Annotated in this window: 24 protein-coding genes, 2 tRNA genes and 1 pseudogene; 17 read left to right on the top strand and 10 right to left on the bottom strand. The window is 55.3% G+C overall.

Annotation, left to right across the window (positions count from 1 at the left end; translation table 11 throughout):
• The first annotated feature begins 38 nt into the window (after nt 1-38).
• The 6 genes from pal to nadA all read left to right on the top strand — a co-directional run bounded on the left by pal (nt 39) and on the right by nadA (nt 4,264).
• Nucleotides 39-536: a peptidoglycan-associated lipoprotein Pal gene (gene pal, locus NVV94_RS06475; protein ID WP_258446398.1), complete on the top strand. Its 498-nt coding sequence runs from the start codon at nt 39-41 to the stop codon at nt 534-536.
• Between the two features lie 6 nt (nt 537-542).
• Nucleotides 543-1,364, top strand: coding sequence for a tol-pal system protein YbgF (gene ybgF / locus NVV94_RS06480; RefSeq protein WP_258446399.1), 822 nt, complete (start codon nt 543-545; stop codon nt 1,362-1,364).
• Between the two features lie 161 nt (nt 1,365-1,525).
• Complete coding sequence (gene queE / locus NVV94_RS06485) at nt 1,526-2,173, top strand: 7-carboxy-7-deazaguanine synthase QueE (protein WP_258446400.1); 648 nt, start codon at nt 1,526-1,528, stop codon at nt 2,171-2,173.
• 16 nt (nt 2,174-2,189) lie between these two features.
• Complete coding sequence (queC, locus tag NVV94_RS06490; protein WP_258446401.1) at nt 2,190-2,864, top strand: 7-cyano-7-deazaguanine synthase QueC; 675 nt, start codon at nt 2,190-2,192, stop codon at nt 2,862-2,864.
• A 58-nt stretch (nt 2,865-2,922) separates the two neighbouring features.
• Nucleotides 2,923-2,998 (top strand) — tRNA-Lys (locus tag NVV94_RS06495).
• Between the two features lie 207 nt (nt 2,999-3,205).
• Nucleotides 3,206-4,264, top strand: coding sequence for a quinolinate synthase NadA (nadA, locus tag NVV94_RS06500; protein WP_258446402.1), 1,059 nt, complete (start codon nt 3,206-3,208; stop codon nt 4,262-4,264).
• 153 nt (nt 4,265-4,417) lie between these two features.
• Here nadA and NVV94_RS06505 read toward each other — a convergent pair whose 3' ends face one another.
• The gene (locus NVV94_RS06505; RefSeq protein ID WP_258446403.1) at nt 4,418-5,851 is read right to left on the bottom strand and encodes a M48 family metalloprotease; all 1,434 of its coding nucleotides are present in this window, start codon (nt 5,849-5,851) and stop codon (nt 4,418-4,420) included.
• 136 nt (nt 5,852-5,987) lie between these two features.
• On the opposite strand from NVV94_RS06505, the gene NVV94_RS06510 reads away from it, so the two are divergent.
• Nucleotides 5,988-6,227, top strand: coding sequence for a sulfurtransferase TusA family protein (locus NVV94_RS06510; RefSeq protein ID WP_258446404.1), 240 nt, complete (start codon nt 5,988-5,990; stop codon nt 6,225-6,227).
• Between the two features lie 33 nt (nt 6,228-6,260).
• Nucleotides 6,261-7,331, top strand: coding sequence for an AI-2E family transporter (locus NVV94_RS06515; protein WP_258446405.1), 1,071 nt, complete (start codon nt 6,261-6,263; stop codon nt 7,329-7,331).
• A 113-nt stretch (nt 7,332-7,444) separates the two neighbouring features.
• On the opposite strand, the gene NVV94_RS06520 is transcribed toward NVV94_RS06515, so the two are convergent.
• From NVV94_RS06520 to NVV94_RS06530, 3 genes are all read right to left on the bottom strand, one after another.
• The gene (locus tag NVV94_RS06520) at nt 7,445-7,735 is read right to left on the bottom strand and encodes a DUF3077 domain-containing protein (RefSeq protein ID WP_258446406.1); all 291 of its coding nucleotides are present in this window, start codon (nt 7,733-7,735) and stop codon (nt 7,445-7,447) included.
• 444 nt (nt 7,736-8,179) lie between these two features.
• Nucleotides 8,180-8,653, bottom strand: a complete 474-nt coding sequence (locus NVV94_RS06525; protein WP_258446407.1) for a peroxiredoxin — start codon at nt 8,651-8,653, stop codon at nt 8,180-8,182.
• Between the two features lie 11 nt (nt 8,654-8,664).
• A complete protein-coding gene (locus tag NVV94_RS06530; protein ID WP_258446408.1) occupies nt 8,665-9,225 on the bottom strand; it encodes a glycine cleavage system protein R in 561 nt (186 codons plus the stop codon).
• A 330-nt stretch (nt 9,226-9,555) separates the two neighbouring features.
• Between NVV94_RS06530 and dapA the strand changes: the two genes are divergently transcribed.
• From dapA to NVV94_RS06555, 5 genes are all read left to right on the top strand, one after another.
• Entirely contained in the window at nt 9,556-10,434 is an 879-nt protein-coding gene (dapA, locus tag NVV94_RS06535) for a 4-hydroxy-tetrahydrodipicolinate synthase (protein WP_258446409.1), read from the top strand.
• Nucleotides 10,435-10,451: 17 nt separating this feature from the next.
• Nucleotides 10,452-11,567, top strand: coding sequence for an outer membrane protein assembly factor BamC (bamC, locus tag NVV94_RS06540; RefSeq protein WP_258446410.1), 1,116 nt, complete (start codon nt 10,452-10,454; stop codon nt 11,565-11,567).
• Complete coding sequence (locus NVV94_RS06545; protein WP_258446411.1) at nt 11,568-12,326, top strand: MBL fold metallo-hydrolase; 759 nt, start codon at nt 11,568-11,570, stop codon at nt 12,324-12,326. It begins immediately after the preceding gene.
• 28 nt (nt 12,327-12,354) lie between these two features.
• Nucleotides 12,355-13,065 (top strand): phosphoribosylaminoimidazolesuccinocarboxamide synthase, encoded by a 711-nt coding sequence (gene purC / locus NVV94_RS06550; protein ID WP_166359900.1) that lies wholly within the window; start codon nt 12,355-12,357, stop codon nt 13,063-13,065.
• A gap of 94 nt (nt 13,066-13,159) precedes the next feature.
• Nucleotides 13,160-13,249: transfer RNA gene (locus NVV94_RS06555), tRNA-Ser, on the top strand.
• Nucleotides 13,250-13,457: 208 nt separating this feature from the next.
• Here the strand turns inward: NVV94_RS06555 and NVV94_RS06560 are convergent.
• The 5 genes from NVV94_RS06560 to NVV94_RS06580 all read right to left on the bottom strand — a co-directional run bounded on the left by NVV94_RS06560 (nt 13,458) and on the right by NVV94_RS06580 (nt 20,364).
• Nucleotides 13,458-14,333 (bottom strand): hypothetical protein, encoded by an 876-nt coding sequence (locus tag NVV94_RS06560; RefSeq protein ID WP_258446412.1) that lies wholly within the window; start codon nt 14,331-14,333, stop codon nt 13,458-13,460.
• 120 nt (nt 14,334-14,453) lie between these two features.
• Nucleotides 14,454-15,548: a DNA polymerase IV gene (gene dinB, locus NVV94_RS06565; protein WP_258446413.1), complete on the bottom strand. Its 1,095-nt coding sequence runs from the start codon at nt 15,546-15,548 to the stop codon at nt 14,454-14,456.
• A 55-nt stretch (nt 15,549-15,603) separates the two neighbouring features.
• Nucleotides 15,604-17,739 carry an ornithine decarboxylase gene (locus NVV94_RS06570; protein ID WP_258446414.1) on the bottom strand — a complete coding sequence of 712 codons (2,136 nt, stop codon included), beginning with the start codon at nt 17,737-17,739 and terminating at the stop codon, nt 15,604-15,606.
• Nucleotides 17,717-18,934, bottom strand: coding sequence for an MFS transporter (locus NVV94_RS06575; protein WP_258446415.1), 1,218 nt, complete (start codon nt 18,932-18,934; stop codon nt 17,717-17,719). Before NVV94_RS06575 ends, NVV94_RS06570 begins: the two co-directional genes overlap by 23 nt.
• 23 nt (nt 18,935-18,957) lie before the next feature.
• Complete coding sequence (locus NVV94_RS06580) at nt 18,958-20,364, bottom strand: coproporphyrinogen-III oxidase family protein (RefSeq protein WP_258446416.1); 1,407 nt, start codon at nt 20,362-20,364, stop codon at nt 18,958-18,960.
• Nucleotides 20,365-21,317: 953 nt separating this feature from the next.
• Here NVV94_RS06580 and NVV94_RS06585 point away from each other — a divergent pair.
• A pseudogene (locus NVV94_RS06585) lies at nt 21,318-21,764 on the top strand (IS4 family transposase); the annotation flags it as partial.
• A 439-nt stretch (nt 21,765-22,203) separates the two neighbouring features.
• On the opposite strand, the gene NVV94_RS06590 reads toward NVV94_RS06585, so the two are convergent.
• Complete coding sequence (locus NVV94_RS06590) at nt 22,204-22,461, bottom strand: DUF465 domain-containing protein (protein ID WP_258446418.1); 258 nt, start codon at nt 22,459-22,461, stop codon at nt 22,204-22,206.
• A gap of 176 nt (nt 22,462-22,637) precedes the next feature.
• Between NVV94_RS06590 and NVV94_RS06595 the strand changes: the two genes are divergently transcribed.
• From NVV94_RS06595 to NVV94_RS06605, 3 genes are all read left to right on the top strand, one after another.
• Entirely contained in the window at nt 22,638-23,006 is a 369-nt protein-coding gene (locus NVV94_RS06595; RefSeq protein WP_258446419.1) for a 5-carboxymethyl-2-hydroxymuconate Delta-isomerase, read from the top strand.
• A gap of 183 nt (nt 23,007-23,189) precedes the next feature.
• On the top strand, nt 23,190-24,320 hold the full coding sequence (gene rnd, locus NVV94_RS06600; RefSeq protein WP_258446420.1) for a ribonuclease D: 1,131 nt from the start codon (nt 23,190-23,192) through the stop codon (nt 24,318-24,320).
• On the top strand, nt 24,320-24,613 hold the full coding sequence (locus NVV94_RS06605; RefSeq protein ID WP_258446421.1) for a YcgL domain-containing protein: 294 nt from the start codon (nt 24,320-24,322) through the stop codon (nt 24,611-24,613). Before rnd ends, NVV94_RS06605 begins: the two co-directional genes overlap by 1 nt.
• Nucleotides 24,614-24,678 lie beyond the last annotated feature (65 nt).

Consider the following 24,678-nt stretch of genomic DNA (forward strand, 5'->3'; position numbering starts at 1 on the left):
TTTTACTTAACACATTGGGGTTCATTAGGAGTTTCACGATGGAAATGCTGAAGTTTGGTAAGTTTGCTGCGCTGGCTCTGGCCTTGGCCGTAGCTGTAGGTTGCTCCTCGAAAGGCGGCGACAACGCTGGTGAAGGCGCTGTTGATCCGAACGCTGGTTACGGCGCCAACACTGGTGCTGTAGATGGCAGCCTGAGCGAAGAAGCAGCTCTGCGCGCAATCACCACCTTCTACTTCGAATACGACAGCTCGGACCTGAAGCCAGAAGCCATGCGCGCTCTGGACGTTCACTCCAAGGACCTGAAAGGCAATGGCGCTCGCGTCGTCCTGGAAGGCAACACCGACGAGCGTGGTACTCGCGAATACAACATGGCTCTGGGCGAGCGTCGTGCGAAAGCCGTTCAACGCTACCTGGTTCTGCAAGGCGTATCTCCAGCCCAGTTGGAACTGGTTGCCTACGGCGAAGAGCGTCCAATTGCCACCGGCAACGACGAGCAGTCCTGGGCTCAAAACCGTCGCGTAGAACTGCGTAAGTAATTCGTCATGCGAACGTGCCGTCGTGCTGTAACTATTCTGGCTCTCACCCTCCCTCTCGTGGCTTGGGCTGAGGTTCCTGTGGTCGATAACAACCAAGGCTACGACAGTAGCGGTAGCAGTTATCCGCCTGCGGGTTACGGTACGAACGGCGCCTATGCCGGGGGAGGGGTTACGGCCCCTGTCTCGGCACAGGGCGAGCTGTTCAACCAACTGCAACAAATTCAGGACCAGCTCGCGCGGCAACAGGGCGTGATCGAAATCCTGCAAAACGATATTGCGCGCATGAAGCAGGAAAACCTGGAGCGATACCAGGAACTTGATCGGCGTATTGGAACCGGCGGTGCACCCGCAGCGGCTCCTGATAATTCTTCTGCTGGCGGTGACAATAGCGCCGCCGGCATACCCCCCGCAGCGCCTGCAGGCCAGGCAGCTGCCAGCAGCGAACCGGGTGATCCGGCGAAGGAAAAGCTCTACTACGATGCTGCCTTCGATCTGATCAAGGCCAAGGACTTTGACAAGGCCAGCCAGGCCTTCGCGGCGTTCTTGCGTAAATACCCGAACAGCCAGTATGCGGGCAACGCCCAGTACTGGTTGGGTGAAGTGAACCTCGCCAAGGGCGATCTACAAGCTGCAGGCCAGGCATTTGCCAAGGTCAGCCAGCAGTACCCCAAGCATCCCAAGGTGCCAGACTCGCTGTACAAGCTGGCTGACGTCGAGCGTCGCCTGGGGCGCATGGACAGGGTCAAGGTTATCCTTCAGCAGGTCGTGACCCAATATCCGGGCACTTCCGCCGCCCAACTGGCGCAGCGAGACTTGCAGAAGCTCTGAGTTGCACGCAGTACTTCAAGAAACCCGCGCTAGTCGCGGGTTTTTTGTTAGAATTGATGTCCTTTTATTGAAAAACGCTCCTCTGGGCTGCGCGTTGGCGAGTTCTTTGGAGTGCCTGACGGAGGCGGACGGCCTGTTTAGCTGTTACGCCCGTGGCGGATATGCAAGACACATTACGAATTACCGAAGTCTTTTACTCGTTGCAGGGTGAAACGCGTACTGCTGGCCTGCCCACTGTATTCGTGCGTCTCACCGGCTGCCCCTTGCGTTGCGATTACTGTGACAGCGCCTATGCCTTCAGCGGCGGCACCATCCGCAGCCTTGACTCGATTCTCGAGCAGGTAGCCAGTTACCGTCCGCGCTATGTCTGCGTCACCGGCGGTGAGCCGCTGGCACAGCCCAATGCGATCCCTCTGCTCCAGCGGTTGTGCGATGCCGGCTATGAAGTGTCGCTGGAAACCAGCGGTGCCCTGGATATCTCGGAAGTCGATCCGCGCGTGAGTCGGGTCCTCGATCTGAAGACCCCGGGCTCCAAGGAGGTCGCGCGCAATCGTTACGAAAACATCGAGCTGCTGACGGCCAATGATCAGGTCAAGTTTGTCATCTGTTCGCGTGAAGACTATGACTGGGCGGTATCCAAGCTGATTCAGTTCGGGCTGGAAAAACGTGCCGGTGAAGTGTTGTTCTCGCCGAGCCATCACCAGTTGCGTGCCACTGATCTCGCCGACTGGATCGTGGCTGACAACCTGCCTGTGCGCCTGCAGATGCAGCTGCACAAACTTCTCTGGAATGATGAGCCGGGGCGCTGATATGAGTGAGCAAGCAATGACTGAGAAACGCGCGGTAATTTTGCTGTCCGGTGGCCTGGATTCGGCCACTGTCGTGGCCATGGCTCAGGCCGAGGGCTATCAGTGCTACACCATGAGCTTCGATTATGGCCAGCGTCACCGTGCCGAGCTCGATGCAGCCGCCCGAGTGGCTCGCGACCTGGGCGTGGTGGAGCATAAAGTCATCGGGCTGAACCTGAACGGCATCGGCGGCTCGGCCTTGACCGACACTTCGATCGATGTGCCTGAAGCGCCCGGTGAAGGCATTCCTGTGACCTACGTGCCGGCGCGCAACACGGTATTCCTCTCCCTGGCATTGGGCTGGGCAGAAGTGCTGGGAGCCCGCGACATTTTCATCGGTGTCAACGCGGTGGATTATTCCGGCTACCCGGATTGCCGTCCCGAGTTCGTCGAGGCCTTCGAGCGCATGGCCAACCTGGCGACCAAGGCCGGTGTGGAAGGGCAGGGCTTCAGGATCCAGGCGCCGCTGCAGAACCTGAGCAAGGCGCAGATCGTCCAGGCCGGCATGGCCCGGGGCGTCGACTACAGCCTGACGGTTTCCTGCTATCAGGCCGATGATCAGGGCCGTGCCTGTGGCAAATGCGACAGCTGCCGGCTGCGTGCGGACGGCTTCGCGGCGGCCGGCGTTCAGGACCCAACACGTTATTTTTGAATTATTTTTAAATGGGTGTTGAATTCCCGTTAAAAATCAGTATTATACGCACCACATCGGGTCGTTAGCTCAGTTGGTAGAGCAGTTGGCTTTTAACCAATTGGTCGTAGGTTCGAGTCCCACACGACCCACCATTACGATGTACTGAAAAGCTGGAAGGCCCATGAAAATGCGGATTTCCAGCTTTTTTTTGCCTGTCGTTTTTGTTCGGGAGCGCTTGCCCGGCGGCGACGGGGCATTGGCAAAGGGGCCCTGCGGCCTCGTGAATCAAGGGCCCGGCTCGTGTCAGCCCGGGTGGTATACTCGACTTACGCGCAGTAGCGCTTTCAGGTCTTGCTCACATGACGCATATTTCCGAACGCCTTTTGGTTCAAGCCCACCTCGATGCCAAGCAGCCCAAGCCGCTGAGCCCCGAGGAAGAGGCTCATTATCGTTCCGCCATCGCCGCCGAGCTCAAGGCGCAGGATGCGGTGCTGGTTGCCCATTATTATTGTGATCCGGTCATCCAGGCCCTGGCCGAGGAAACCGGTGGTTGTGTATCCGATTCCCTGGAAATGGCCCGCTTCGGCAACAAGCACCCGGCCAGGACCGTGCTGGTCGCCGGTGTTCGCTTCATGGGCGAGACCGCCAAAATTCTCAATCCCGAAAAACGCGTGCTGATGCCGACCCTCGAAGCGACCTGCTCGCTCGACCTGGGTTGCCCGGTCGATGAGTTCTCTGCGTTCTGCGACCAGCATCCCGATCGCACAGTGGTGGTCTATGCCAACACGTCGGCGGCGGTCAAGGCGCGTGCCGACTGGGTGGTGACCTCCAGCTGTGCATTGGAAATCGTCGAAAGCCTGATGGATAACGGCGAGAAGATCATCTGGGCGCCGGACAAGCATCTGGGGCGCTATGTCCAGAAGCAGACTGGCGCAGACATGCTGCTCTGGGACGGTGCCTGCATCGTTCACGAAGAGTTCAAGTCGCGTCAGCTCGAAGACATGAAAGCGCTGTACCCGGATGCGGCGATTCTGGTTCACCCTGAATCGCCGGAAGCGGTGATCGACCTGGCCGATGCCGTCGGTTCCACCAGCCAGTTGATTGCAGCAGCCCAGTCACTGCCGAACAAGACCTTCATCGTGGCCACCGACCGCGGCATCTTTTACAAGATGCAGCAATTGTGCCCGGACAAGGAGTTCATCGAGGCGCCAACGGCCGGTAACGGCGCGTCGTGCCGCAGTTGCGCACACTGCCCGTGGATGGCGATGAACACGCTGGAGCGCACCTTGCAGTGCCTGCGTGAGGGCAGTAACGAGATCTTCGTCGACCCGGCGCTGATTCCCCGTGCAATCCAGCCGCTCAAGCGCATGCTCGACTTCACCCATGCGGCGCGGATGAAGTTGTCGGGTAACGCCTGACTTTTCGACCTGCGGCCGATCGCCTTGTGGGAGCGGGCTTGCCCGCGATGCAGGCGCCGCGGTTTGACCAATTACCGCGGTGAAGCAATCGCGGGCAAGCCCGCTCCCACAGAAGAGCCAAAGGCCGGAACAGTGTTCCGGCCTTTTTGTTTATCAATTCATCATATCCTTGACCATCTGCTCCTGAGCCATCAACTCCCGCTGCCGCGCATCCAGGCGCGATGCCAGCTGGAAGTTGTTGCCGGCGCGTGCCTTGGCGAAGCTCAGTTGCTGAATGGCCTGGGTGAAGTCGCCGACCAGGGCGAAGTATTCGGCGCGAGCCTGGTGCAGGCCAATGGTGTTGCCGGACAGGCCGCGGGTTTCGGCGACCAGGTACCAGACATCCGGGTCGTCCGAGCGGGTTTTCAGCAAGCCTGCCAATGCTTTTTCCGCGTCGGCAGGGCGGTTCTGCTTGAGCAGCAGATCGACGCGCATCTGGTTGAGCGGATAGTTGCGCGGATAAAGCGTCAGCATCCGGTCTATGCGCTGCTGGGCATCGGGCAGGCGATTGTTGGTGATGTCCAGGTCGATCTGCGCCAGGTTGTAGGTGACGTCGTTCGGTGCCTTGGCCAGCAAGGGCTGTAGATTTTCCCGGGCTTCGTTCAGCCGGCCGCCCTTGACCAGGGCGATTGCCAGGCCATAGCGGGCGGCGTCCAGCTTGGGGTTCTCCTCGAGCTGGGCGCGAAAACGCTTGGCGGCAAGGCCTGGGGTGTCCTCGTAGGCCAGTTGTACCCGGGCGCGTACCAATTGATAGCGCAGGCTGTCCTCGGTGCCGCCCTGGGGCGCCTGTTCGGCGCGGTTGCGGGTGTCGGCGATCCGCGATTCGGTGACCGGGTGAGTCAGCAGAAACTCCGGCGGCTTGGCGTCGAAGCGATACTGGCGCATCAGCCGTTCAAACATGGTCGGCATGTTGCGCGGGTCATACCCGGCTTTTTCCAGGTTGATGATGCCGATGCGGTCGGCCTCCTGCTCGTTCTGCCTGGAGAAGCGCCGTTGTTCCTGGATGGCGGCGGCCTGGGTGCCGGCGATGGTGGCAATCCCGGCATCGCCGGCACCGGAAGCGGCAATGATGATGCCGGCCAGCAACGCGGCCATCATCGGCACCTGCATGCGCTGTTGCGCTTCCACCCCACGGGCAAAGTGGCGTTGCGACAAGTGCGCCAGTTCGTGCGCCAGCACCGAGGCGAATTCGCCTTCGGTCTGGGCGTTGAGGAACAGCCCGCCATTGACCCCGACGATTCCGCCCGGGGCGGCGAAGGCGTTCAGCTCGGGGCTGTCGATCAGGATGAATTCCAGGCGGCGGTCTTGCAGCTGGCTGGTCTCGGCCAGGCGGTAGACACTGGTCTCGACGTAATCCTTGAGCTGGGGGTCGGACAGTTGACGCACCTGTCCACGCAACAAACTCAACCAGGCGCGGCCCAGTTGATGTTCCTGCTGCGGGGAGACGATGGCAGAACTGGCGTCGCCGAGTGACGGCAGGTCATCGGCCATGCTCGGAACAGCGAGCAGGCAGGCCAGCGTCAGCAGGGTAGGGCGCAATAAATTCATGCACAGAGCTCTCGTCGACAAAAACCTTACTGTAGCTGGGTCAAACGCCTGCGACCAGAGTTGTGCCGGCTTGGGGTATTCTAGTTGGCTTAGCCTAAGCGCCCGAATATTCGCCGTGCCTGCCTGGAGAGATGTAATGACCGACGTTGTAGAGTGTGACGCCGAACTCGATGCCACTGGCCTGAACTGCCCGCTGCCCTTGCTCAAGGCCAAGATGGAGCTCAATCGGCTGGCCAGTGGCGCGGTGCTGAAAGTGACCGCCACCGATGCGGGATCGCAGCGCGATTTTCGCACCTTTGCCAAGTTGGCCGGTCATACCTTGTTGCAAGAGCAGGTCGAGGCGGGTGTCTACACCTACTGGTTGAAAAAAGCCTGACGGCCGATCACTTTTCTTGTTTAAGGATGCTTGATGTTCAAGGTGCTTCGCGACTGGATTCAGCGCTACTTCTCCGATGAGGAGGCCGTGGTACTGGCGGTTTTGCTGACGCTGGCATTTGCAGTGGTGCTGACCCTGGGCGGGATGCTCGCGCCCGTGCTGGCGGGCATGGTCCTGGCGTACCTGATGCAAGGGCTGGTCAGTGCGCTGGAGCGCCTGCGCGTGCCGCCTGGCGTGGCCGTGGGTATTGTGTTCGCCCTGTTCATGGGGGCGTTGGCGGTATTCATGCTGGTGTTGATGCCCTTGCTTTGGCATCAGTTCATCACGCTGTTCAATGAGCTGCCCGGTATGTTGGGCAAGTGGCAATCACTGCTACTGCTGCTGCCCGAGCGCTACCCGCATCTGGTGTCAGATGAGCAGGTGCTGCAGGCGATCGAAGCGATGCGTGGCGAGATCGGCAAGTTTGGTCAATGGGCGCTGACGCTGTCCTTGTCGAGCTTGCCGCTGTTGGTCAACATCATGATCTACGTGGTGCTGGTGCCGATCCTGGTGTTCTTCTTCCTCAAGGATCGCGCAATGATCGGGCACTGGGTGCGCGGCTACCTGCCGCGCGAGCGTGCGCTGATCACGCGGGTTGCCCAGGACATGAACCGGCAGATTGCCAATTACATTCGCGGCAAGGTGATCGAGATCTTCATCTGCGGCATCGCCACCTACATCGCCTTCGTCGCCCTGGGGCTCAATTATTCTGCGCTGCTGGCCCTGCTGGTAGGGCTTTCGGTGGTGGTGCCCTACGTCGGCACGGTGGTGGTGACCGTTCCAGTGGCCCTGATAGCGCTGTTTCAGTGGGGGTGGGGCGATCAGTTCATTTATCTGATGGCGGTCTACGGGATCATCCAGGCGCTGGACGGCAACGTGCTGGTGCCGCTGCTGTTCTCCGAGGCGGTCAACATGCACCCGGTGGCGATCATTTGCGCGGTCTTGCTGTTTGGTGGGCTGTGGGGGTTCTGGGGCGTGTTCTTCGCGATTCCGCTGGCGACCCTGTTCAAGGCGGTGCTCGATGCCTGGCCCAAGCAGGAGCCGGCGGTGGCGCCGCTTATTTGAAAGCCCTTCGGGCTTTATCGCTGGCAAGCCAGCTCCCACAGGGAATGTACGACACCTGATTCTGTGGGAGCTGGCTTGCCAGCGATCGACCGCGCAAGCGGTCGCCAATCAGGCTAAGTAGGTTGGTCCAGCAAGGCGCCGATCAAGGCCTGTGCTGCGTCGAGCTGTTGAATCAGGCCCAGCACCAGCGACTTGTCATTCAGGTGCAAGTGGTCGATCACATCCCAGGCCGCGGCTTCGGCGCATTCGATCAGGGTCGAGGCATGGAGCAAGGCGTCTTCGGCCGGGATGCCTGCGCGCACGGCAAAGAGTGGCTGGCCGTTGCTGTCGAGGGTGCCGAAGGGTTTTTCGCTGGTGGTGAGTGAGGGGGTGGAAGTTGGTGGATCGGGGACGATTTTTATCATTTTCAATCTCTTGTCAGTGAGGCTGCCTTCCGATCGCTGCGAAACGAATAGGTGGCAGCTATACGCGGGTTCGCAGACCGAGGACAAGAGACCCGGCGCACCCGAAAGTGCCCCACGTACAGCCGCCATAACAAAGCCTCGGCAAGTGAAAATGCCGAATCTCGGTAATGAACGCTGTTGGTTCTTGTCAGGGCTGCGAAACCCGGTCGTTGAATTGGCAACGACCGGGCAACACTAACTACCCGGAAACCCAGGCGCAACAGCGTTCAAGGCGGGTTGATTATGATTGGGAAATGCCGCTCACGAAATAAGGAATTTGCCTACAGGTAGACCGCTATCGCTGGCAAGCCAGCTCCCACAGGGTTTGGTGTCATTCACAAAAATTGTGAACCTGCAAAGATCCATGTGGGAGCGGGCTTGCCCGCGATAAAGCCCGAAGGGCTTTCAGGCGTTATTCAAAGCCCGAGCCTGTTCCAAAACAGCATCCACATGCCCCGGCACCTTCACCCCACGCCATTGCTGGCGCAGCACACCGTTCTTGTCGATCAGGAACGTGCTGCGGTCCACGCCCATGTATTCCTTGCCGTAGAGCTTCTTCAGCTTGATCACGTCGAACAGCTGGCAGAGCGCCTCCTCCTTGTCGCTGATCAGCTCGAAGGAGAAGGCCTGCTTGGCCTTGAAGTTCTCATGGGACTTCAAACCGTCGCGCGAAACCCCGAAGATTTCGGTATTCGCCGCCTTGAACGCCTCGTGCTGGTCGCGAAAGCCCTGGCCTTCGGTGGTGCAGCCGGGGGTGCTGTCCTTGGGGTAGAAATAGATCACCACCTGACGGCCCTTGAGGTCGCTCAGGCTGACGGTCTGCCCGCTGGTGGCCTGGGCCTGGAAGTCGGCAACCGGTTGGTCGAGTTCAACAGCCATGCAACCGCTCCTTACATAGGGTTCTGTGGGCGCCAGGGTTCGATCAGTGCGTCCAGGTTCAGGGCATCGGCGAAGTCCAGGAACTGGTCGCGCAACCAGCTGATCTGCACGCCGGCCGGCAGGGTCACGGTAAAGGTGGCATTGAGCATGGTGCCGCCGGTCTGCGGTGCCAGGTAGGTGTCGCAGGTCAGGTTCTCCAGTTCGACGTTGTGGTCGATGAAGAACTGGCACAACTCGTTGACGATATCCGAACGGTAGGCGGCGCTGACGTAGGCCACGTAAGGCAGCGACTGCGGACGGCTTTCCAGCGTGGCACTGCGCACCACGCTGACGATAAAGGCGTGTTTCTTGGCCAGGCTCGGCAGGCCGGCTTCCAGGCGCGCAAGGGCGTCCCAGCTGCCCGAGACCTGCAGCACCAGCGCGCTGTATTCGCCGTGACGGGTCAGGCGCGAGGTAACCACCGAGCAGCGGTTGTCGTGGCTGGCCCGGCAGAGGACGTTGGTCAGCTCCATCGGGTTGGGGCCAAGGGCACTGATGACAAGGAATTGTTCGCGAACTGTGGGGGTGGACATGCAGCATTCCTAAAGCGATGAGCGGTCGGTACGCTCAAGGGGGTGATTGGCTGGGTCGTGCGTCTCTCGTCGGATCGCCTCATGCCTGCGCCGGGAACTCGTTGTCTGCCCGCAGGACCGGGCGTTGCGAGGTCGGGGGCTCAGGATCAGGGCTTGCGACGTCAAAAAAGAGCGTAGCAGGTAGTCAAACAGGTCAATGCGTACCGATCAAAGTCTGAAGGGTAGCGAAAAGCGTCGCTCAGGGGAATGCTCAAGCACTGTACTTCGCTTGTGCAAGCCTGATAGCGCCAGTACCATTACCGCTCTCTTTTTCCGGCAGGAGCGGTTGGCATGATTGCGGGCAGTATGGTGGCACTGGTCACACCCATGGATGCACAGGGTCGTCTGGACTGGGACAGCCTCAGCAAACTCGTGGACTTCCACCTGCAAAACGGCACCCATGCCATTGTTGCGGTCGGCACCACGGGCGAGTCGGCGACCCTCGACGTCAACGAGCACATCGAAGTTATCCGTGCCGTGGTCAAGCAGGTCAATGGTCGTATTCCGGTCATCGCCGGCACCGGCGCCAACTCTACCCGCGAAGCGGTCGAGCTGACCCGCAACGCCAAGGAGGCCGGTGCCGATGCCTGCCTGCTGGTAACCCCGTATTACAACAAGCCGACCCAGGAAGGCTTGTACCAGCACTTCAAGCACATCGCCGAAGCCGTCGACATCCCGCAGATCCTGTACAACGTGCCAGGCCGCACCGCGTGCGACATGCTGGCCGATACGGTCATCCGCCTGTCGACGGTTCCGAACATCATCGGCATCAAGGAAGCCACCGGCGACCTGCAGCGCGCCAAGGCCATCCTCGACGGCGTGAGCAAGGATTTCCTGGTGATTTCCGGGGACGACCCGACCGCGGTCGAACTGATCCTGATGGGCGGCAAGGGCAACATTTCCGTGACCGCCAACGTCGCCCCGCGTGAAATGGCCGACCTCTGCGAAGCCGCCCTGAAGGGTGACGCCGCCACTGCACGGGCCATCAACGAAAAACTGATGCCGCTGCACAAGAACCTGTTCATCGAAGCCAACCCGATTCCCGTGAAATGGGCGCTGCACGAAATGGGCCTGATGCCTGAAGGCATCCGCCTGCCGCTCACCTGGTTGAGCGCTCCTTGTCACGAAACGCTACGGCAGGCCATGCGCCAGTCCGGCGTCCTGGTTTAATTGAGGAAGTACACCGCATGAAGCGATTGGCTGGTCTTTCTGCCCTTGCCTTGGTTATCTCGAGCACCAGCGGTTGTGGTTGGCTCTGGGGCGAAGAAGGTTACTTCCGCGATCGTGGCAGTGATTACCTGGAAGCGAATCAAACCGCGCCCATGCAGTTGCCACCGGACGTCGCTACCGCCAAGCGTTTGGACCCGCTGTTGCCGATCCCTCGCAACGTAGCCGATGACAACGTCAAGGGCGAGTTCGAAGTACCGCGCCCATTGCCGTTGGCAGCCACTGCCCAGGACAGCGATTTCAGCCTGCAGAAGAGCGGTGAGTCGCGCTGGGTCCTGGCCCGGCGTGCACCGGCCGAAGTCTGGCCTGCGGCGCGTCAGTTCTTTGAAGACAATGGTTTCCGGATCGCCGAAGAGCGTCCGCAGACCGGCGAGTTCAGCACCACCTGGCAGCGTTTCGACGAGCTGTCCGGCTCCATGGCCAAGCGCCTGGGCTCGGCTGCGAGCAGCGCCGACAGCGAGACCCGGGTTCGCGTGCGAATCGAGCCCGGCGTGCAGCGCAACACCAGTGAAGTCTACGTGGTCAGCGCCGAGCGGCCTGCCGGCAGCACTTCGAATGTCGAGTTCCCGGAGCGTTCGGTCAACACCGGCGTCGATTCCGTGCTGGTCGACGAAATGCTCGCCAGCATGACCCGCAGCGCCGAGAAAGGTGGTTCGGTGTCGTTGCTCGCCGCGCGTGATTTCGATACCCCCAGCCGCGTCAGCCTGAGCGAAGACGGCAGCGGCAACCCGGTCCTGAACCTGGGGGCCGATCTCGATCGCGCCTGGTCCAGCGTCGGCCGTGCCCTGGAGCAGGGCGACTGGCGTATCGAAGACATCAACCGCAGCCTGGGCCTGTACTACATCAACCTGGCCGAAAAGGCCGAGAAGAAAGACGACGAGCCCGGTTTCTTCGGCAAGCTGCTCGGCAGCGCGCCAAGCGAGGAAGAGCGTGAAGCCCGTGCCGAGCGTTATCAGGTTCGCCTGAGCAAGGTCGGCGACAGCGTGCAAGTGACTGTCGAGAAGAACATCAACACCGTGGCACCGGCCGATGTGGCCCGTCGCGTGCTGACCGTGATTCAGGACAACCTGGGCTAAGTGCGCTTTGCCGTACTCGGCAGCGGCAGCCAGGGCAATGGCACGCTGATCGCAAGCCAGGACACCTGCGTGCTGGTCGACTGCGGTTTCTCCCTGCGGGAAACCGAAAGGCGACTGGCGCGACTGGGGGTCAGCCCCGCACAATTGAGCGCTATCATGGTGACCCACGAACATGCCGACCACGTGCATGGCGTGGGTTTGCTGTCTCGGCGCTACAATCTACCGGTCTACCTCAGTCGCGGTACGTTGCGCGGGATGCGCAAACCTGTCGAGGCGACCGGTCATGTGGCGGGCGGTGACGTCCTGCAGATCGGCGCCTTGAGCATCAGTGCGGTGGCCGTGGCGCATGACGCGCTGGAGCCGACCCAATACGTCTTCAGCGACGGGCGGCGCCGCTTCGGCCTGCTGACCGACCTGGGCTCGTATGACGGCAAGGTGCTCGACAGCTATGAAGGTCTCGATGCGCTGATGATCGAGGCCAACCACTGTCGCGACCGGCTGGCCAGAGGTCACTACCCGGTTTTTCTGAAACAGCGGGTGGGTGGCGAACTGGGACATTTGAACAACCATCAGGCTGCTGGCCTGGTGGCCGAGTTGGGCTGGAAAAACCTGCAGCACCTGGTGCTGGCCCACCTCAGCAGCAAGAACAACCTGCCGCAGCTGGCCCGGCAATGTTTCGTCGATACCCTTGGGTGCGACCCGGACTGGCTGCAACTGGCCGATCAAGATTCAGGGCTGGATTGGCGCGAAATCGCCTAGCCCACCTACTTAGCAAGCGGAGCCCATCATGGAAAAACGTGAAGAACTCTACCGCGGCAAAGCCAAATCGGTTTACAAGACCGACGACGCTGACCGCTTGATCCTGCTGTTTCGTAACGACACTTCGGCGTTCGACGGCAAGCGCATCGAACAACTCGACCGCAAGGGCATGGTGAACAATAAGTTCAACGCCTTCATCATGCAGAAGCTCGAAGAGGCCGGTATCCCGACTCAATTCGACAAGCTGCTGGGCGACAACGAGTGCCTGGTCAAAAAGCTCGACATGATTCCGGTCGAATGCGTAGTGCGTAACTACGCCGCCGGCAGCCTGGTCAAGCGCCTGGGCGTGGAAGAGGGCCTGAAGCTCGAGCCTTCGACCTTCGAACTGTTCCTCAAGGACGACGCCAAGGGCGACCCGTTCATCAACGAATCCCACGTCGTGGCATTCGGTTGGGGTACCGCCGAGCAACTGGCCAAGATGAAAGAGCTGTCGCTGAAGGTCAACCAGGTGCTCAACAAGCTGTTTGACGACGCTGGCCTGCTGCTGGTCGACTTCAAGCTCGAATTCGGCGTATTCCACGGCCAAATCGTCCTGGGCGACGAGTTCAGCCCGGACGGCTGCCGCCTGTGGGACAAGGAAACCCGCAAGAAAATGGACAAGGACCGCTTCCGTCAGGGCCTCGGTGACGTCATCGAAGCCTACGAAGAAGTGGCCAAGCGCCTGGGCGTGCCACTGTAAATCGGCAAAACGGCGCAAGCTCCTGATTGATCGCGATTTTTTTTCGTTTGGGGGCTTCGCGTTTGGTTGATCTGCTGGTATGATGCGCGCCACTGGAGAGATGCCGGAGTGGCCGAACGGGACGGATTCGAAATCCGTTGTACTGGCGACAGTACCTAGGGTTCAAATCCCTATCTCTCCGCCATACAAATAAAGCCCCGTAACTGAAAAGTTACGGGGCTTTTTTGTGTTTGTACGTAGAATTTGCACATAAATTATGTGCTTCCTTCCATTCTCAGACGCCCTCCAAGAGGAGAGGCTGACTACCCCTTGGGATGTAGCCAGCAGCTGACTCCTCAGAGCCGAGCACGCGGGCCAGGCAGTGACTCGCTGCCACCTCACTTATCTATCAGCTAAGGATTTGTTCGAAGTGCCTTGGGCATCATTACAGATCTTGACAGGGTGAGTGCATCAATAAAACGAGGAATATATTTGCAGGCGACCAGATTTTCTTGCATTTGGTCTATGGAAAGCTCGATCTCCCCAGCATGGCCAATTAGCCAGACCCAATTCTGCTCACCCATCTCGAAGTAAGTAACATGGTGAAATGTTCTCTTCATAATGTCATATGAATTCTTCAGCGGTTCGCAGCGCCATAAACACGACTTACCAGCTGGCACTACCAGCGCGCCATCGGCTGTCAGCAGTTCTCTTACCTCGTTGTAGAACATCTCTGTGCCAGTCGATTCATCGAAAACAGCCATCACAATGAGGCCATACTTGACGGGTGAGCGGCGGAGTTCTTTTATAATCTTTTCACCATCCTTGATGACTATTTTTATCAAGCTGTCGACATTCTCTCCACTGTAGTGTTGTATCTCGTCAATGTTATAACCATAAGGCAGATACTTTCCACACAGCAGCATGCATTCTTTATCGAAATCCACATGCGTTATATTTTCTACGCCTGCCTCCTTCAGCATCTTTACATTCACGCCTTCCGAAGAGCCAATCACCAACGCCGACTTCGGTAAGCTGGGCATACTCAAAAGGGCCGGCATTACTTGGCCTTCATGGTAAGCTACATGGTTTAGTTCGGAGCTGCGCTGTTCACTATTACAAAAAAGTGTCACGCCATGAGCTGTATCTGCTATTAATACGTTCTGGAACCGTGTATTTGTTTGAATGTGTGTTCTGTAAATCTCCCAGGTTCTGCTAATTCCTTCCGAAATCGGTTCATGCCACAGGATAGACTCTGGTATACTGTTCGGTCGCGCTATTCTCCTCATGCCATCGGCTCCTCTTTTACTGAGACTTGTATTAACAACCCTATTGGTGACACCCTCTTTCAAGCATTTTCATCTCGTGCTCTTCATTTTCCAGGCTGGGAGCGATTCAAATACCCAATTTCACCATGGCAACTCCATCTGCTGGCTATCATTTGCTTTCCTTTTTACCTTAATGGACAAACCAATTAATCGCACTGGTCGCCCTTTTCGCTTAGTGTCCCAGAGCGTGCGGCAAAGAGAAATCACAGTATCCTGGCAAATGCGGGTGGCGGGGGCTTCCGCAGAGGAAGTTGAAAAATCTGAAAATTTCAGTTTGACGAGGTTCTTTACAATAAAACTGTTGTCATTGATCTCGGGAAGCCTGTTTTCAAGGTTTTTCAACAAGTCGAAAAGTTCTTTTGAGCATGAGGGAAAGTCATTGCAGTCGATGGGCAAAGTCTTTTCAACACCCAGAGACTTAACATCACTCTCCTTCTCCTCTTTTTCCTCCACCCCCTGGCACCTTTCCCAAACATAAAACCCATGTACCCCAAGATTTCGCATTAGTGAAGGGATTTTATCCTCGGTAACATCGCCACACCGACTGCAACCTAGATTTTCGAGCACTGAATATGTTTTAGGACCAACACCAGGTATTTTACGTATATCCAGCTCAGCTAAAAATTCTTTAACTTCCGGGGGGCGAATAACAAACATTCCGTCCGGTTTATTAACCTCCGAAGCAATTTTTGCAAGATATTTTAGAGGAGCGACCCCGGCAGAAGCTGTCAAGTGCAATTCCTGCTCTATCGCCTTGCGAATATGCGCTGCCATATAGGTTGCAGATCCGTTAAACTGAGTCTGCCCGCTGACGTCCAAAGAGGCTTCATCGAGCGACAGAAATTCGATCTTATCCGTATACCTTCTGAAAATACTGTCAAGCTTTCTCGTTACTGCCTCGTAGGCTTCAAATCTTACAGGCAGCAGAACCAGCTCGGGGCAAAGGCGGTAGGCTGTCGCAGTTGCTATACCGCTTTTAACTCCATATTGTCTGGCGATATAATTGGCCGTACTGATCACGCCTCGCTCTGCTGCTGTTCCCCCGACCGCAACCGGACATGATCGAAGATGAGGTGCATCAAGAAGTTCGACGGACACAAAGAATGAATCCATGTCAATATGAATGAACTTTTTCTGATACCCATCCGGTATTTCTTTTAAGGCTGCGTCTTGCATGGTTATTCACTATTGCGCATATAGAGTCCAGTAAGGAGACCCGTGTAACAACGTATCACTGAAGAACAAGGACGCTAAAAGACAGGGACCCATCTTGATTTCGAACCTCATGCACCCCTTGAATATGAGGAGAGAAGGCTGGATAGTTATTCGCCAGCGTCTCGATGGCAACAAGATAAGCGACTAATGCATGACTCCAACGCTCCCCAGGGGCGATACACATAATCCCAGGAGGGTACGGGATAACGCCTTCTGCTGCGATCATCCCTTCCGCTTCAGAAATCTTAATTAAAATGTTGTCACCACGAACAAATTTCTGGTTTGCGTCAAAGGGAGTGAACACAGCATCCAATGCGCAAACAGAACTGAAAATCACTGACTGTAACCGCTCGATTTCACAGGACGTGTACAGCGAGTTTATTGAATTGCAGAGTTCCTTCAGTGAGATACCCTCATAATTAGACGGTGTTTTCGCGAGTGAAGGCAGAGCTTCCAGAGCAGCCACATCATTAGTTATCAATGATTCAAGCCTTGTGAGGCAATCAACCAACCGTGCAAGGTCGAAAATCTTCGAAGAGGGGGAGATTAAAAGGGTAAAATTGTAAAAGTCAGACTTTTCCGGAGTGAAGTTATTTTCTCGAAGGTAAGCTGTTACGATACTTGCGGGAATATTAAGAGCTGCCTCACCGCTTGTCACTGACTGTTTGGTAACGAAGATAACCTTGCATGGGTCCAAATAATGTAACTCAGGTTCAATCAATGTTGTAGAGGCTTCGCCAGGTTTAACCGGAAAATAGGGTAGCGAGTCGGTCGATGTAAAAAAATGCTCATGGTTCGGAGAGACATATTCTCGACTCCCATAATAGGGAGATATGTAACGGCATCGTCTTGAAACAAGTGATCTGAACTCGAATGCTGTACTCGCTGCACTGTTCCATAGAAGCTCTCCGTAGCCACCTGCGTGCACTGCAGCATTAACCTCTAGAGACATAAATAATGGATAAAACGGACTCGTGGAAGAGTGGAGCATAAACGCATTATTGAAGACATGCTTTGAGCAGTATTGCGACTTGTGCTCTATGTGCTTATCTTTCTTGTGTATTTGGGATGTTTGCGAAAAGCCGGACATTTGCTTGTGTACTGACTGGGTGACAATCAGGCCAGGCGACTCTTCAGATACAGGTACGTTTAACGGCGAAAGATGAGCTAGCTGAGCCACAAAAGGCTCGTATCCTGACCAAGCGGAGTCAAAAAGAATATAATCGCAAAGATGACCTATTTTTTTGACCAACGCTCCCGCGTCCACTATCACTCCATCACACGTTGCATGCTGCACTATCGCAAGACGGAAGGGCCTTTCTTGTCCAGACTTCGCCACACTCGTCTGCGAAGCCTTGAATCTGAGAAGTCCTTCATCTAATGAGCCATTCTTGTATCCACCTAGAACGCCGCAGTCATCGCGAAAATTTTCTAAATACACGGGGAGCGCACCACTTTGAATAAGAGCTCCCAGAAAAATAGACTTATGGTTGTTACGATCCATGAGAACCAAATCGCCCGCTGTTAACAGTGCGCTGGTGACAATCTTATTCGCCGTCGAGGTCCCGTTTAATACAAAATATGTCTCATCCGAATTGAATACATCGGCTGCCAAACGTTCAGCGTCTCTGACGGGACCTTCATGACAGAGGACATCGCCGAGCTCCGGTGCCGCATGGGGAACGTCAACCTGAAATATCTGCTCACCTAGCAACTCCTTGAGTCTTGTTCCTGCTGGATGAAGGTCTAGACATTTCCCTCCCTGGTGCCCGGGGCACGCAAATGTCGGCCTTTTCCTTGAAACAAACTCGGCAATAGTTCGCGTAAATGGAGGATGAGACGCTAAATTAAAATTCTTGGCGGCAGCGTGTATTTTCTTGATAGTGAGTGGCGACACTAGATCTCGTAAAATCACGGCCCGTTGCCTGATCAAGGGGCTGGATGGCTCTGCCTCACTGGTGAGTAAAACTATAAAAAGAGGGGTATTCCAACATTGTACGAATTCCATCACCCTCTCGGTTAAAGCATCATTTAATGTAAGAACAAGTGCAGAGGCAGAAACCAAATTAACGCATAGGCCGAGTTCTTCTAACGTAAAATCAGATTGGGCAAGCAACTCAATGGATAGGCTATGTACGATTTTTGCTCTCATCCTCTTTCCCCTTTGCACTCCAGCGCAGTGGCGCGAGTAGCAGCATAAACGTTATGCCAACAAATGTTGCTGGCCCAACGATAAAAAAGACAAAACTAGCAACAAGTCCTGAAACGGCATCACCTATCACGGTTGTGAAATAATACAGCGAAAAATTTTTACCTATTTCATTCTGGTTGGATAGATATTGAATGTTTGTAACAATAGCGATGTCGACAAAAGCCCCTACAAATCCCACAAAAAATAAAATAATCAGTGATACAACAATATTGAACTCCAACATAACTGCTGCAAGAAAAAACAATATTCCATACAGCGTCCAGTACTTGAAAACTGATCTGGCAGTTGTTTTCTTGTTAAACCTGGTATACAACGTGCCGCCTAACACTGTACCCAGCGCAAGCAATGAGAAAACATAACCGACAGCAGCCTCTGATTGGAACCGTTCCAGCACCGATGCAGGTAATATGAAACGCAATACGGATGTAGCAAACATGGCGCAGATGGTCGTGCAACAGATAACACCGAACAGGGAGGCGTTAGACTCACGGAGCTGAGCTACTATACCAGCAGTTTCCTTTATAAGGGCAAGACAGTTGAAAGGAGCGGGCTCCTGTTTCTTACTTGTCGCGAGTGTTGATATGCAAATAGCGGATAATAATAAAAAGACCGCAAAAAACAAAAATGTAAAATTTGGTGAGAATAATATTGAAATCATTGAAAAAACTAACGGGCCAATAATAGACGAGGTGTCCTCAACAACTTGTACTCCGCTATTTATCGAAGAGAGATCATCCTTTGCCACGATTTCAGGAAAGTAGGCGCGAAAAGTCGGGACGTAAAAGCAGTCCAGCGCAGTCATAACCATGGCAGCCGCAATTATAGCTGCGATAGTCGCTTGTGAAAACTGGAACAGAGCAAAAAACAATATTGCGACTATACACTTCAACAGTTCTACAATGATAAGTGTTGTTTTTTTTCTGTAGTTATCCGCCAGCCATCCACCAACTGGAGAGAATAACGCGCTGGGCAAATATCGCAAAAAATACACGAAGCCAACCAGTAAAATATCTGCATCGACCAAAGTAACAATTGCGACAGCAAATGCAGTTTCAAATGCAAATTCTCCGCACTTTGACAGAAAGTATGCAGACGAAAGAATTTTGGTGCTTGAATTAAATGTCAATGCCTGCATATCCTTGGCCGTCTTAGTGCTATCTATGACGCGGAATAGATTAATTCGTCTCGTGTAATATCTCGTCCTGAGGTATTCAGTTTTTCAAAGACCAGCTTTTTCAGAATGTTCTGCTCGCTTTTCGGAATCAAGTAATACATGATGTTGCTGTACCATAAGTATCCTAAGCGAGTTAGTTTGTATGCGTCATCTGTTTCGGTGATTAGCTGTGCGTCTAATAGCGAATGGACTTTATCCATAAGTTCTTTTGGCATTTTCTCAATTTTTGCTCTACGCTTATTAATCTCGCCGTGATACGGCAGGCGCAGCACTACCGGTTTTATTGTGTCAAGAATCGCGTCATGATGGCTGATCTGACAAATACACTCACCTTCCGACATTTTATTTATATATTTTTCGCGAAGTGGTGTATTAGTTATCACGTTTTCTGCAACCGAAGAAATGGCGCCCACACCAAATCCCAGCAAATCACAATCTTCGTAGCCATAAACATGCTCGTGATAAATAAAAGAGTAATCTTTAGTTATCAGTTCACCGCTGTTTGAGGATGTACGTACATATCCATGTCCATTGTAAGGCACAAAGCCTTTCTGTCTCATATGTTCATCTATCATTAACTTCATATTAAGTTTGCGCATCGCTGGCATAACCTCGTTGAAGTTTTCCTTGATTTTTTTGTGCAATTTGACTGAGGTCGCAACATTATTGATTGGGTATATGTCAATATTTGTCAGCCCGAGTTCTACAGCTTTATCGATGTCCGCCAGGGTCTGACTCTCCCCGCTCCCGTTCATCCCATACATGATGTCACACAGGACATTCTTAAAATTTGGAACCAGTAGTGCGGCCGCTCTCTCGATTTCGCCAATATCGTCATTTAGGTTGAATAGTTTTCGCCACATCGGATCTATTGTTTGCAATCCAAATCGCGCATGTGTAACACCGATGTCAGATAGAGCAATGACACGCTCCTTGTTGACGCTTGATACGTTAAATTCAAAAGAAAATTCGTCAACTGTCGACATGTCGAAGTGGCGATGTAAGGATTCGCCGATATCGTAGATGTTTTTCGGGGACAGTAGTGAGGGCGTTCCGCCACCGAAAAATACCGCCTTGACCGGAACTTTCTTGTAGTCAATCAATCTTGATTTGTACTCTATTTCCTTTAATAGAACAGCGGTGTATCTATTTATATCTTCCTTATCCTTATATAGTCCGCGAGTAAAGGGGCAGAACGAGCAAATTGCTTCGCAAAAGGGAATGTGAAAGTACAGAGCGCGTGAATTTGCCTTTTCATTTGCCGTAGTCAATATCTGCGACAGTTGGCTCTCAGAGGATTGAAAGACTTTTAACGACTGCGAAGGGAAGAAGAAATTGTAAAGTGGAAATTGATAGTCGAACTTCACAAGGCCGTTATTGATAAGTTTCATTTCCATTCCTTCCCTTGCAGTGCAGGGTACAGGCCGTCCTACAAGACGACACGATAACTGTCCGGACATCCATGTCGATGAAATTAATAACCCCAAGTAGCATTGGGTTTTGTCCTGTGGCACGATTTCCACAACTTATAATTGCCCGGCGTAAAGCAAAAGGGGAGGGAAGTTTCCCTCCCTCCCCTGGCTATTACCACATGCAAACGCCCTTGGTGGTAACGTCGGTTACATCAGTTTCGAACAGTTCAATTGCGGATTTCATATATATTTCCTGTTTTTATATGAGTAATGATGTCCCGTGTTCCTAGGACATTTGGAATCTAAGCTTGGGTATCAGCATTCGTCAAATCTGCGTGAGTAACTAATTATTACTTAGTGGTCGCAACGGTAGAGTGTAATAGCTGACCTTTTCGGTAAAGTGTTGCGTTTATGTCCAATTACGAACTAAGTGTTGTGAAACCTCTTTTCCTACAAATCCTTCATATACACACTGTTTAAGCGGTTGAAATAACGACGCTTTTTAGGTTGTGTACGAAATGTCCTTCAGAAAAAAGATCGCTGCGATGTTTGGCTGGTGGCTAACATGGCAAAGCGTTACGCACTCACCGATTCTGCTTGGGAATTGATCGGGATTTGGTTGCTGGTGCGAACTTGCTTTAACAGCTATTCGAGGATCTGTGGCACGCTGCGCTGTTGAAAGATCCGCCAGTTGGAACCGCAGATTGGCCCGGGCCAGTTCGGGCTCGATCTCGCTCCGGTACCATTGCGGCGATGGCCGGTATTGCCCTGTTCGAAGCGACTGGTCAGGCCATGGACATGGCGGTGCCGAATGTTCGGTGCGACGAGTTGATCCAGCAGAGTCGCGAAGTCGGCGTTGGCCGGGCATGGCAACTCCTGCTTTTTATTCCCAGGGGCGGGTTTAAAAGCCTCGCGTAAATGGCGCAGCGGCCATGCGTGACAAGGGTTACTGCGACTACAACTGGTGGCACCAGCTGCAGAGCAAGGGCGCTTTCTTCGTCACCCGGCTGAAGAAAAACGCCAACATCAAGGTGCTGCACGCGCACTCAACCGTGGCCGACCACAGCCCGGTCATGACCGATGAAGTCGTTCAGTTCGGCAAAAAGCATCTGGGCGGCAAACGCCTGAATGACTATCGAGACGAACCGGTAAGACGCGTCATGGTGGAGCGCGAGGGGCATGCGACGCCATTGATCCTGGTGACCAACGACTTCTCGCGAACGGCCGAACAAATCGCTGACTTGTATAAAGATCGCTGGAAGATCGAGCTGTTTTTCAAGTGGATCAAGCAACATCTGAAACTCAAACGCTTCTATGCCTGCTCCGAAAACGCCGTGCGCCTGCAGATTTACAGTGCCTTGATCAGCTACTTGTTGCTGCACCTTTTCCACCGGCGCTCCGGGTTTCCCGGCTCGTTGTTTGAGCTGACGGTTCGCATTGCTCATGTCTTGCATGAACGGCCTGCTACCCAGGAATTTAAAGCCCGACGAAGGCAGGAGCGAGAAAAGCTAAAGGCTGCCCAAGGCAGCCTTTAGCTATGAAACAAGTTTACCGGACACTAGTGATGCGGAGCGTGGGAACGAGAAGGGAACGAGAACTGGTCGTGTGTGGAGCTGATGCAGATCAGCCAGAGGCTGGTTCGCTGAGCAGCAGTTGGGCAGGTACGCCGAGGAGGTCCAGGCAGGGGGGATTGCGCGCAGGTCCGTCTGCACGGAGCCCTTGGGGTGCGTGGTCGAAGGATGAATGTAGTGAAAGTCTTTTCCGCTAACAGTTGGGTTACAAGCCCGTAGCTCATGAGATACGGGCTTGTGGCAGCCCTCAGAATTTTGCTGCGGCTCCGCGCGAGTTGGGGTAGTCCAGTTGCTGCGCGATTTGGTCTTTGATCAGCAACCTCTTCTCCTTGAGTTTCTTTAGTTCGTCATCCGCGGCTGCTTGCGATTCTTTATCCAGGACCTCTGCGTCGACCGTGTGATATTTGCTCAGGAGCGTGTCGAGCTTGGGGTCAGTTTTCCTGCGGTTTTCGATCTCTTCCTTTGACCGCTTCAAATCCTCGTACAGATTATGTCTTACCGGCATCTCGTCACCTCTCCGTGTTTCGTGCAGGAGTCATGAGACCTTCAGGATAGTCTTGATTTGGCCGTTGGTCGCTCCTTTCGGTCGGATCAATCCGGAGGCGGGGAGTGTTGCCACTCGATTAGTTTGCAACAGGCCGCTAGTCTTCAGGTTCCTCCCCATGGATAAGCGTAATCGTCATGCCCCACCTTCATCTGGAATACACCCAAAACCTGCCAGAGCTGGACGCCGACAAGGTGTTGCTGAGGCTCAATCATGTGCTGCTGGCCAGCGGGCAGTTCAGCAATGAGGTGGACATCAAGAGCCGGGCGATCGAATTGGGCGTCTTTCGGGTCGGCACCGCGATGGCCGAGCGGGGGTTCGTGCATGTAAAGCTGGCGATACTCAGCGGGCGCTCGCCGGAGGTGAAGAAACAGGTGTCCGAAAGCCTCCTGGCGGCCTTGCGTGAGGCTGTGCAGTGGCCGGCCGATGTGGACGTTCAGCTGTGCGTGGAGATACTGGACATCGACCGCGATTCGTACTCCAAGATGCACCTGGCGGCGATTTAGGACCGGTCGCAGGGGCAGGGTTGTCCTGGCCTGCCTCTGAACCAAAGCTGTTGGCAACGCACCGACCGCACCGGTCCCACGCCTAGCCGGGCCAGCGCTTTTCAGCAGTGCTCTTGTCGAGTCAATGCCCAGTATTGGCCTGCGCCGATATATACTGCGCGCCATTGTTCGAGGGAGAGCCTTGTGGCCATCGATATTCACTGGATTCGCGACGACGCCAGCCTTGCCAGCCATTGTGCGCAGTGGCTGGGTTTGCCGTATGTTGCACTCGACACCGAGTTCATGCGCGTTGATACCTTTTTCCCGATCGCCGGTTTGATCCAGGTCGGGGATGGTGCGCGCGCCTATTTGATCGACCCCTTGCTGATCAGCGACTGGACCCCCTTGGTGGGCCTGCTGGAAAACCCGGCGGTGATCAAGGTGCTGCACGCCTGCAGCGAAGACCTGGAAGTGTTGCTGCGCCTGACCGGTACCCTGCCGACGCCGCTGTTCGACACGCAACTGGCGGCGGCTTATTTGAACCTCGGCTTCTCCATGGGTTATTCGCGCCTGGTGCAGGAAGTGCTGGGTATCGAGTTGCCCAAGGGCGAGACGCGGTCGGATTGGTTGAAGCGCCCACTGTCGGACACCCAGATCAGCTACGCCGCCGAAGACGCCGTACACCTGGCCGAAGTCTACGAAAAGCTGCGCCCGCAATTGTCCGACGATAAGTTCGGCTGGGTGCTCGAGGACGGTGCCGAGCTGGTGGCGCAATTGCGTCGCGAGATCGATCCCAATGAGCTGTACCGTGACGCCAAGCTGGCCTGGAAGCTGTCGCGCGCTCAACTGGCGGTGCTGCGTGAGCTCTGCGCCTGGCGTGAGCGTGAGGCCCGCGCCCGGGACCTGCCGCGCAACCGCGTCATTCGCGAGAACGCCCTGTGGCCGTTGGCCAGGACCCAGCCGGACAACCTGGCGACCTTGGCCAGGATCGAGGACATGCACCCGCGCACCGTGCGTCAGGACGGCGAGTTCCTGCTCGGCCTGATCAAGCAGGCCGCCAGCGTCCCGCCTGCGGACTGGCCCCCGGCGCTGCCCGAGCCGCTGCCGATCGAAGCCTCGGCGGTGCTCAAGCAACTGCGCGCTATCGGCCAGGCCGAGGCCGAGCGCCTGAACATCGCGCCCGAGCTGATGCTGCGCAAGAAAACCCTGGAAGCATTGCTCAAGAGCGGCTATCCCAACGGTCCCTACCAACTGCCTGATTCGTTGCGCGGCTGGCGGCGCGAACTGATGGGCCAGGCGCTGCTCGACAGCCTCGCCTCTGCCGGAGAACAGTAATGAAACGCATTTGTTCGATCTACAAAAGCCCACGCCGCAACGAGATGTACCTCTATGTTCTGAAGGCCGACGGCCTTGAGCGCGTACCCGAGGGCCTGTTGCCGGCCTTTGGCAAGCCGCAGCATGCCTTTGACCTGGTCCTGTCGCCCGAGCGCAAGCTGGCGCGCGAGGATATAGCTCTGGTGCTGGCGAACCTCGAGAAGCAGGGCTATCACCTGCAGATGCCGCCGGCCGAGGATGAGTACATCGAGCACTTGCCCGAAGAACTGTTGCGCCGTAACGATCCGGTCTGATTCAGCCACAGCGACTGTTTGCAGCGATAATCGACAGGTATTTCCACTGGGGCCGGCAACGGGAT

It is taken from the genome of Pseudomonas sp. LS1212, from assembly GCF_024741815.1.
Taxonomy (GTDB): domain Bacteria; phylum Pseudomonadota; class Gammaproteobacteria; order Pseudomonadales; family Pseudomonadaceae; genus Aquipseudomonas.

Excerpts from the sequence above, each read along its gene's own strand:
- pal (WP_258446398.1), top strand. The coding sequence starts at position 39 with ATGGAAATGCTGAAGTTTGGTAAGTTTGCTGCGCTGGCTCTGGCCTTG.
- ybgF (WP_258446399.1), top strand. The coding sequence starts at position 543 with ATGCGAACGTGCCGTCGTGCTGTAACTATTCTGGCTCTCACCCTCCCT.
- queE (WP_258446400.1), top strand. The coding sequence starts at position 1,526 with ATGCAAGACACATTACGAATTACCGAAGTCTTTTACTCGTTGCAGGGT.
- queC (WP_258446401.1), top strand. The coding sequence starts at position 2,190 with ATGACTGAGAAACGCGCGGTAATTTTGCTGTCCGGTGGCCTGGATTCG.
- nadA (WP_258446402.1), top strand. The coding sequence starts at position 3,206 with ATGACGCATATTTCCGAACGCCTTTTGGTTCAAGCCCACCTCGATGCC.
- NVV94_RS06505 (WP_258446403.1), bottom strand. The coding sequence starts at position 5,851 with ATGAATTTATTGCGCCCTACCCTGCTGACGCTGGCCTGCCTGCTCGCT.
- NVV94_RS06510 (WP_258446404.1), top strand. The coding sequence starts at position 5,988 with ATGACCGACGTTGTAGAGTGTGACGCCGAACTCGATGCCACTGGCCTG.
- NVV94_RS06515 (WP_258446405.1), top strand. The coding sequence starts at position 6,261 with ATGTTCAAGGTGCTTCGCGACTGGATTCAGCGCTACTTCTCCGATGAG.
- NVV94_RS06520 (WP_258446406.1), bottom strand. The coding sequence starts at position 7,735 with ATGATAAAAATCGTCCCCGATCCACCAACTTCCACCCCCTCACTCACC.
- NVV94_RS06525 (WP_258446407.1), bottom strand. The coding sequence starts at position 8,653 with ATGGCTGTTGAACTCGACCAACCGGTTGCCGACTTCCAGGCCCAGGCC.
- NVV94_RS06530 (WP_258446408.1), bottom strand. The coding sequence starts at position 9,225 with ATGTCCACCCCCACAGTTCGCGAACAATTCCTTGTCATCAGTGCCCTT.
- dapA (WP_258446409.1), top strand. The coding sequence starts at position 9,556 with ATGATTGCGGGCAGTATGGTGGCACTGGTCACACCCATGGATGCACAG.
- bamC (WP_258446410.1), top strand. The coding sequence starts at position 10,452 with ATGAAGCGATTGGCTGGTCTTTCTGCCCTTGCCTTGGTTATCTCGAGC.
- purC (WP_166359900.1), top strand. The coding sequence starts at position 12,355 with ATGGAAAAACGTGAAGAACTCTACCGCGGCAAAGCCAAATCGGTTTAC.
- NVV94_RS06560 (WP_258446412.1), bottom strand. The coding sequence starts at position 14,333 with ATGAGGAGAATAGCGCGACCGAACAGTATACCAGAGTCTATCCTGTGG.
- dinB (WP_258446413.1), bottom strand. The coding sequence starts at position 15,548 with ATGCAAGACGCAGCCTTAAAAGAAATACCGGATGGGTATCAGAAAAAG.
- NVV94_RS06570 (WP_258446414.1), bottom strand. The coding sequence starts at position 17,739 with ATGAGAGCAAAAATCGTACATAGCCTATCCATTGAGTTGCTTGCCCAA.
- NVV94_RS06575 (WP_258446415.1), bottom strand. The coding sequence starts at position 18,934 with ATGCAGGCATTGACATTTAATTCAAGCACCAAAATTCTTTCGTCTGCA.
- NVV94_RS06580 (WP_258446416.1), bottom strand. The coding sequence starts at position 20,364 with ATGAAACTTATCAATAACGGCCTTGTGAAGTTCGACTATCAATTTCCA.
- NVV94_RS06590 (WP_258446418.1), bottom strand. The coding sequence starts at position 22,461 with ATGCCGGTAAGACATAATCTGTACGAGGATTTGAAGCGGTCAAAGGAA.
- NVV94_RS06595 (WP_258446419.1), top strand. The coding sequence starts at position 22,638 with ATGCCCCACCTTCATCTGGAATACACCCAAAACCTGCCAGAGCTGGAC.
- NVV94_RS06605 (WP_258446421.1), top strand. The coding sequence starts at position 24,320 with ATGAAACGCATTTGTTCGATCTACAAAAGCCCACGCCGCAACGAGATG.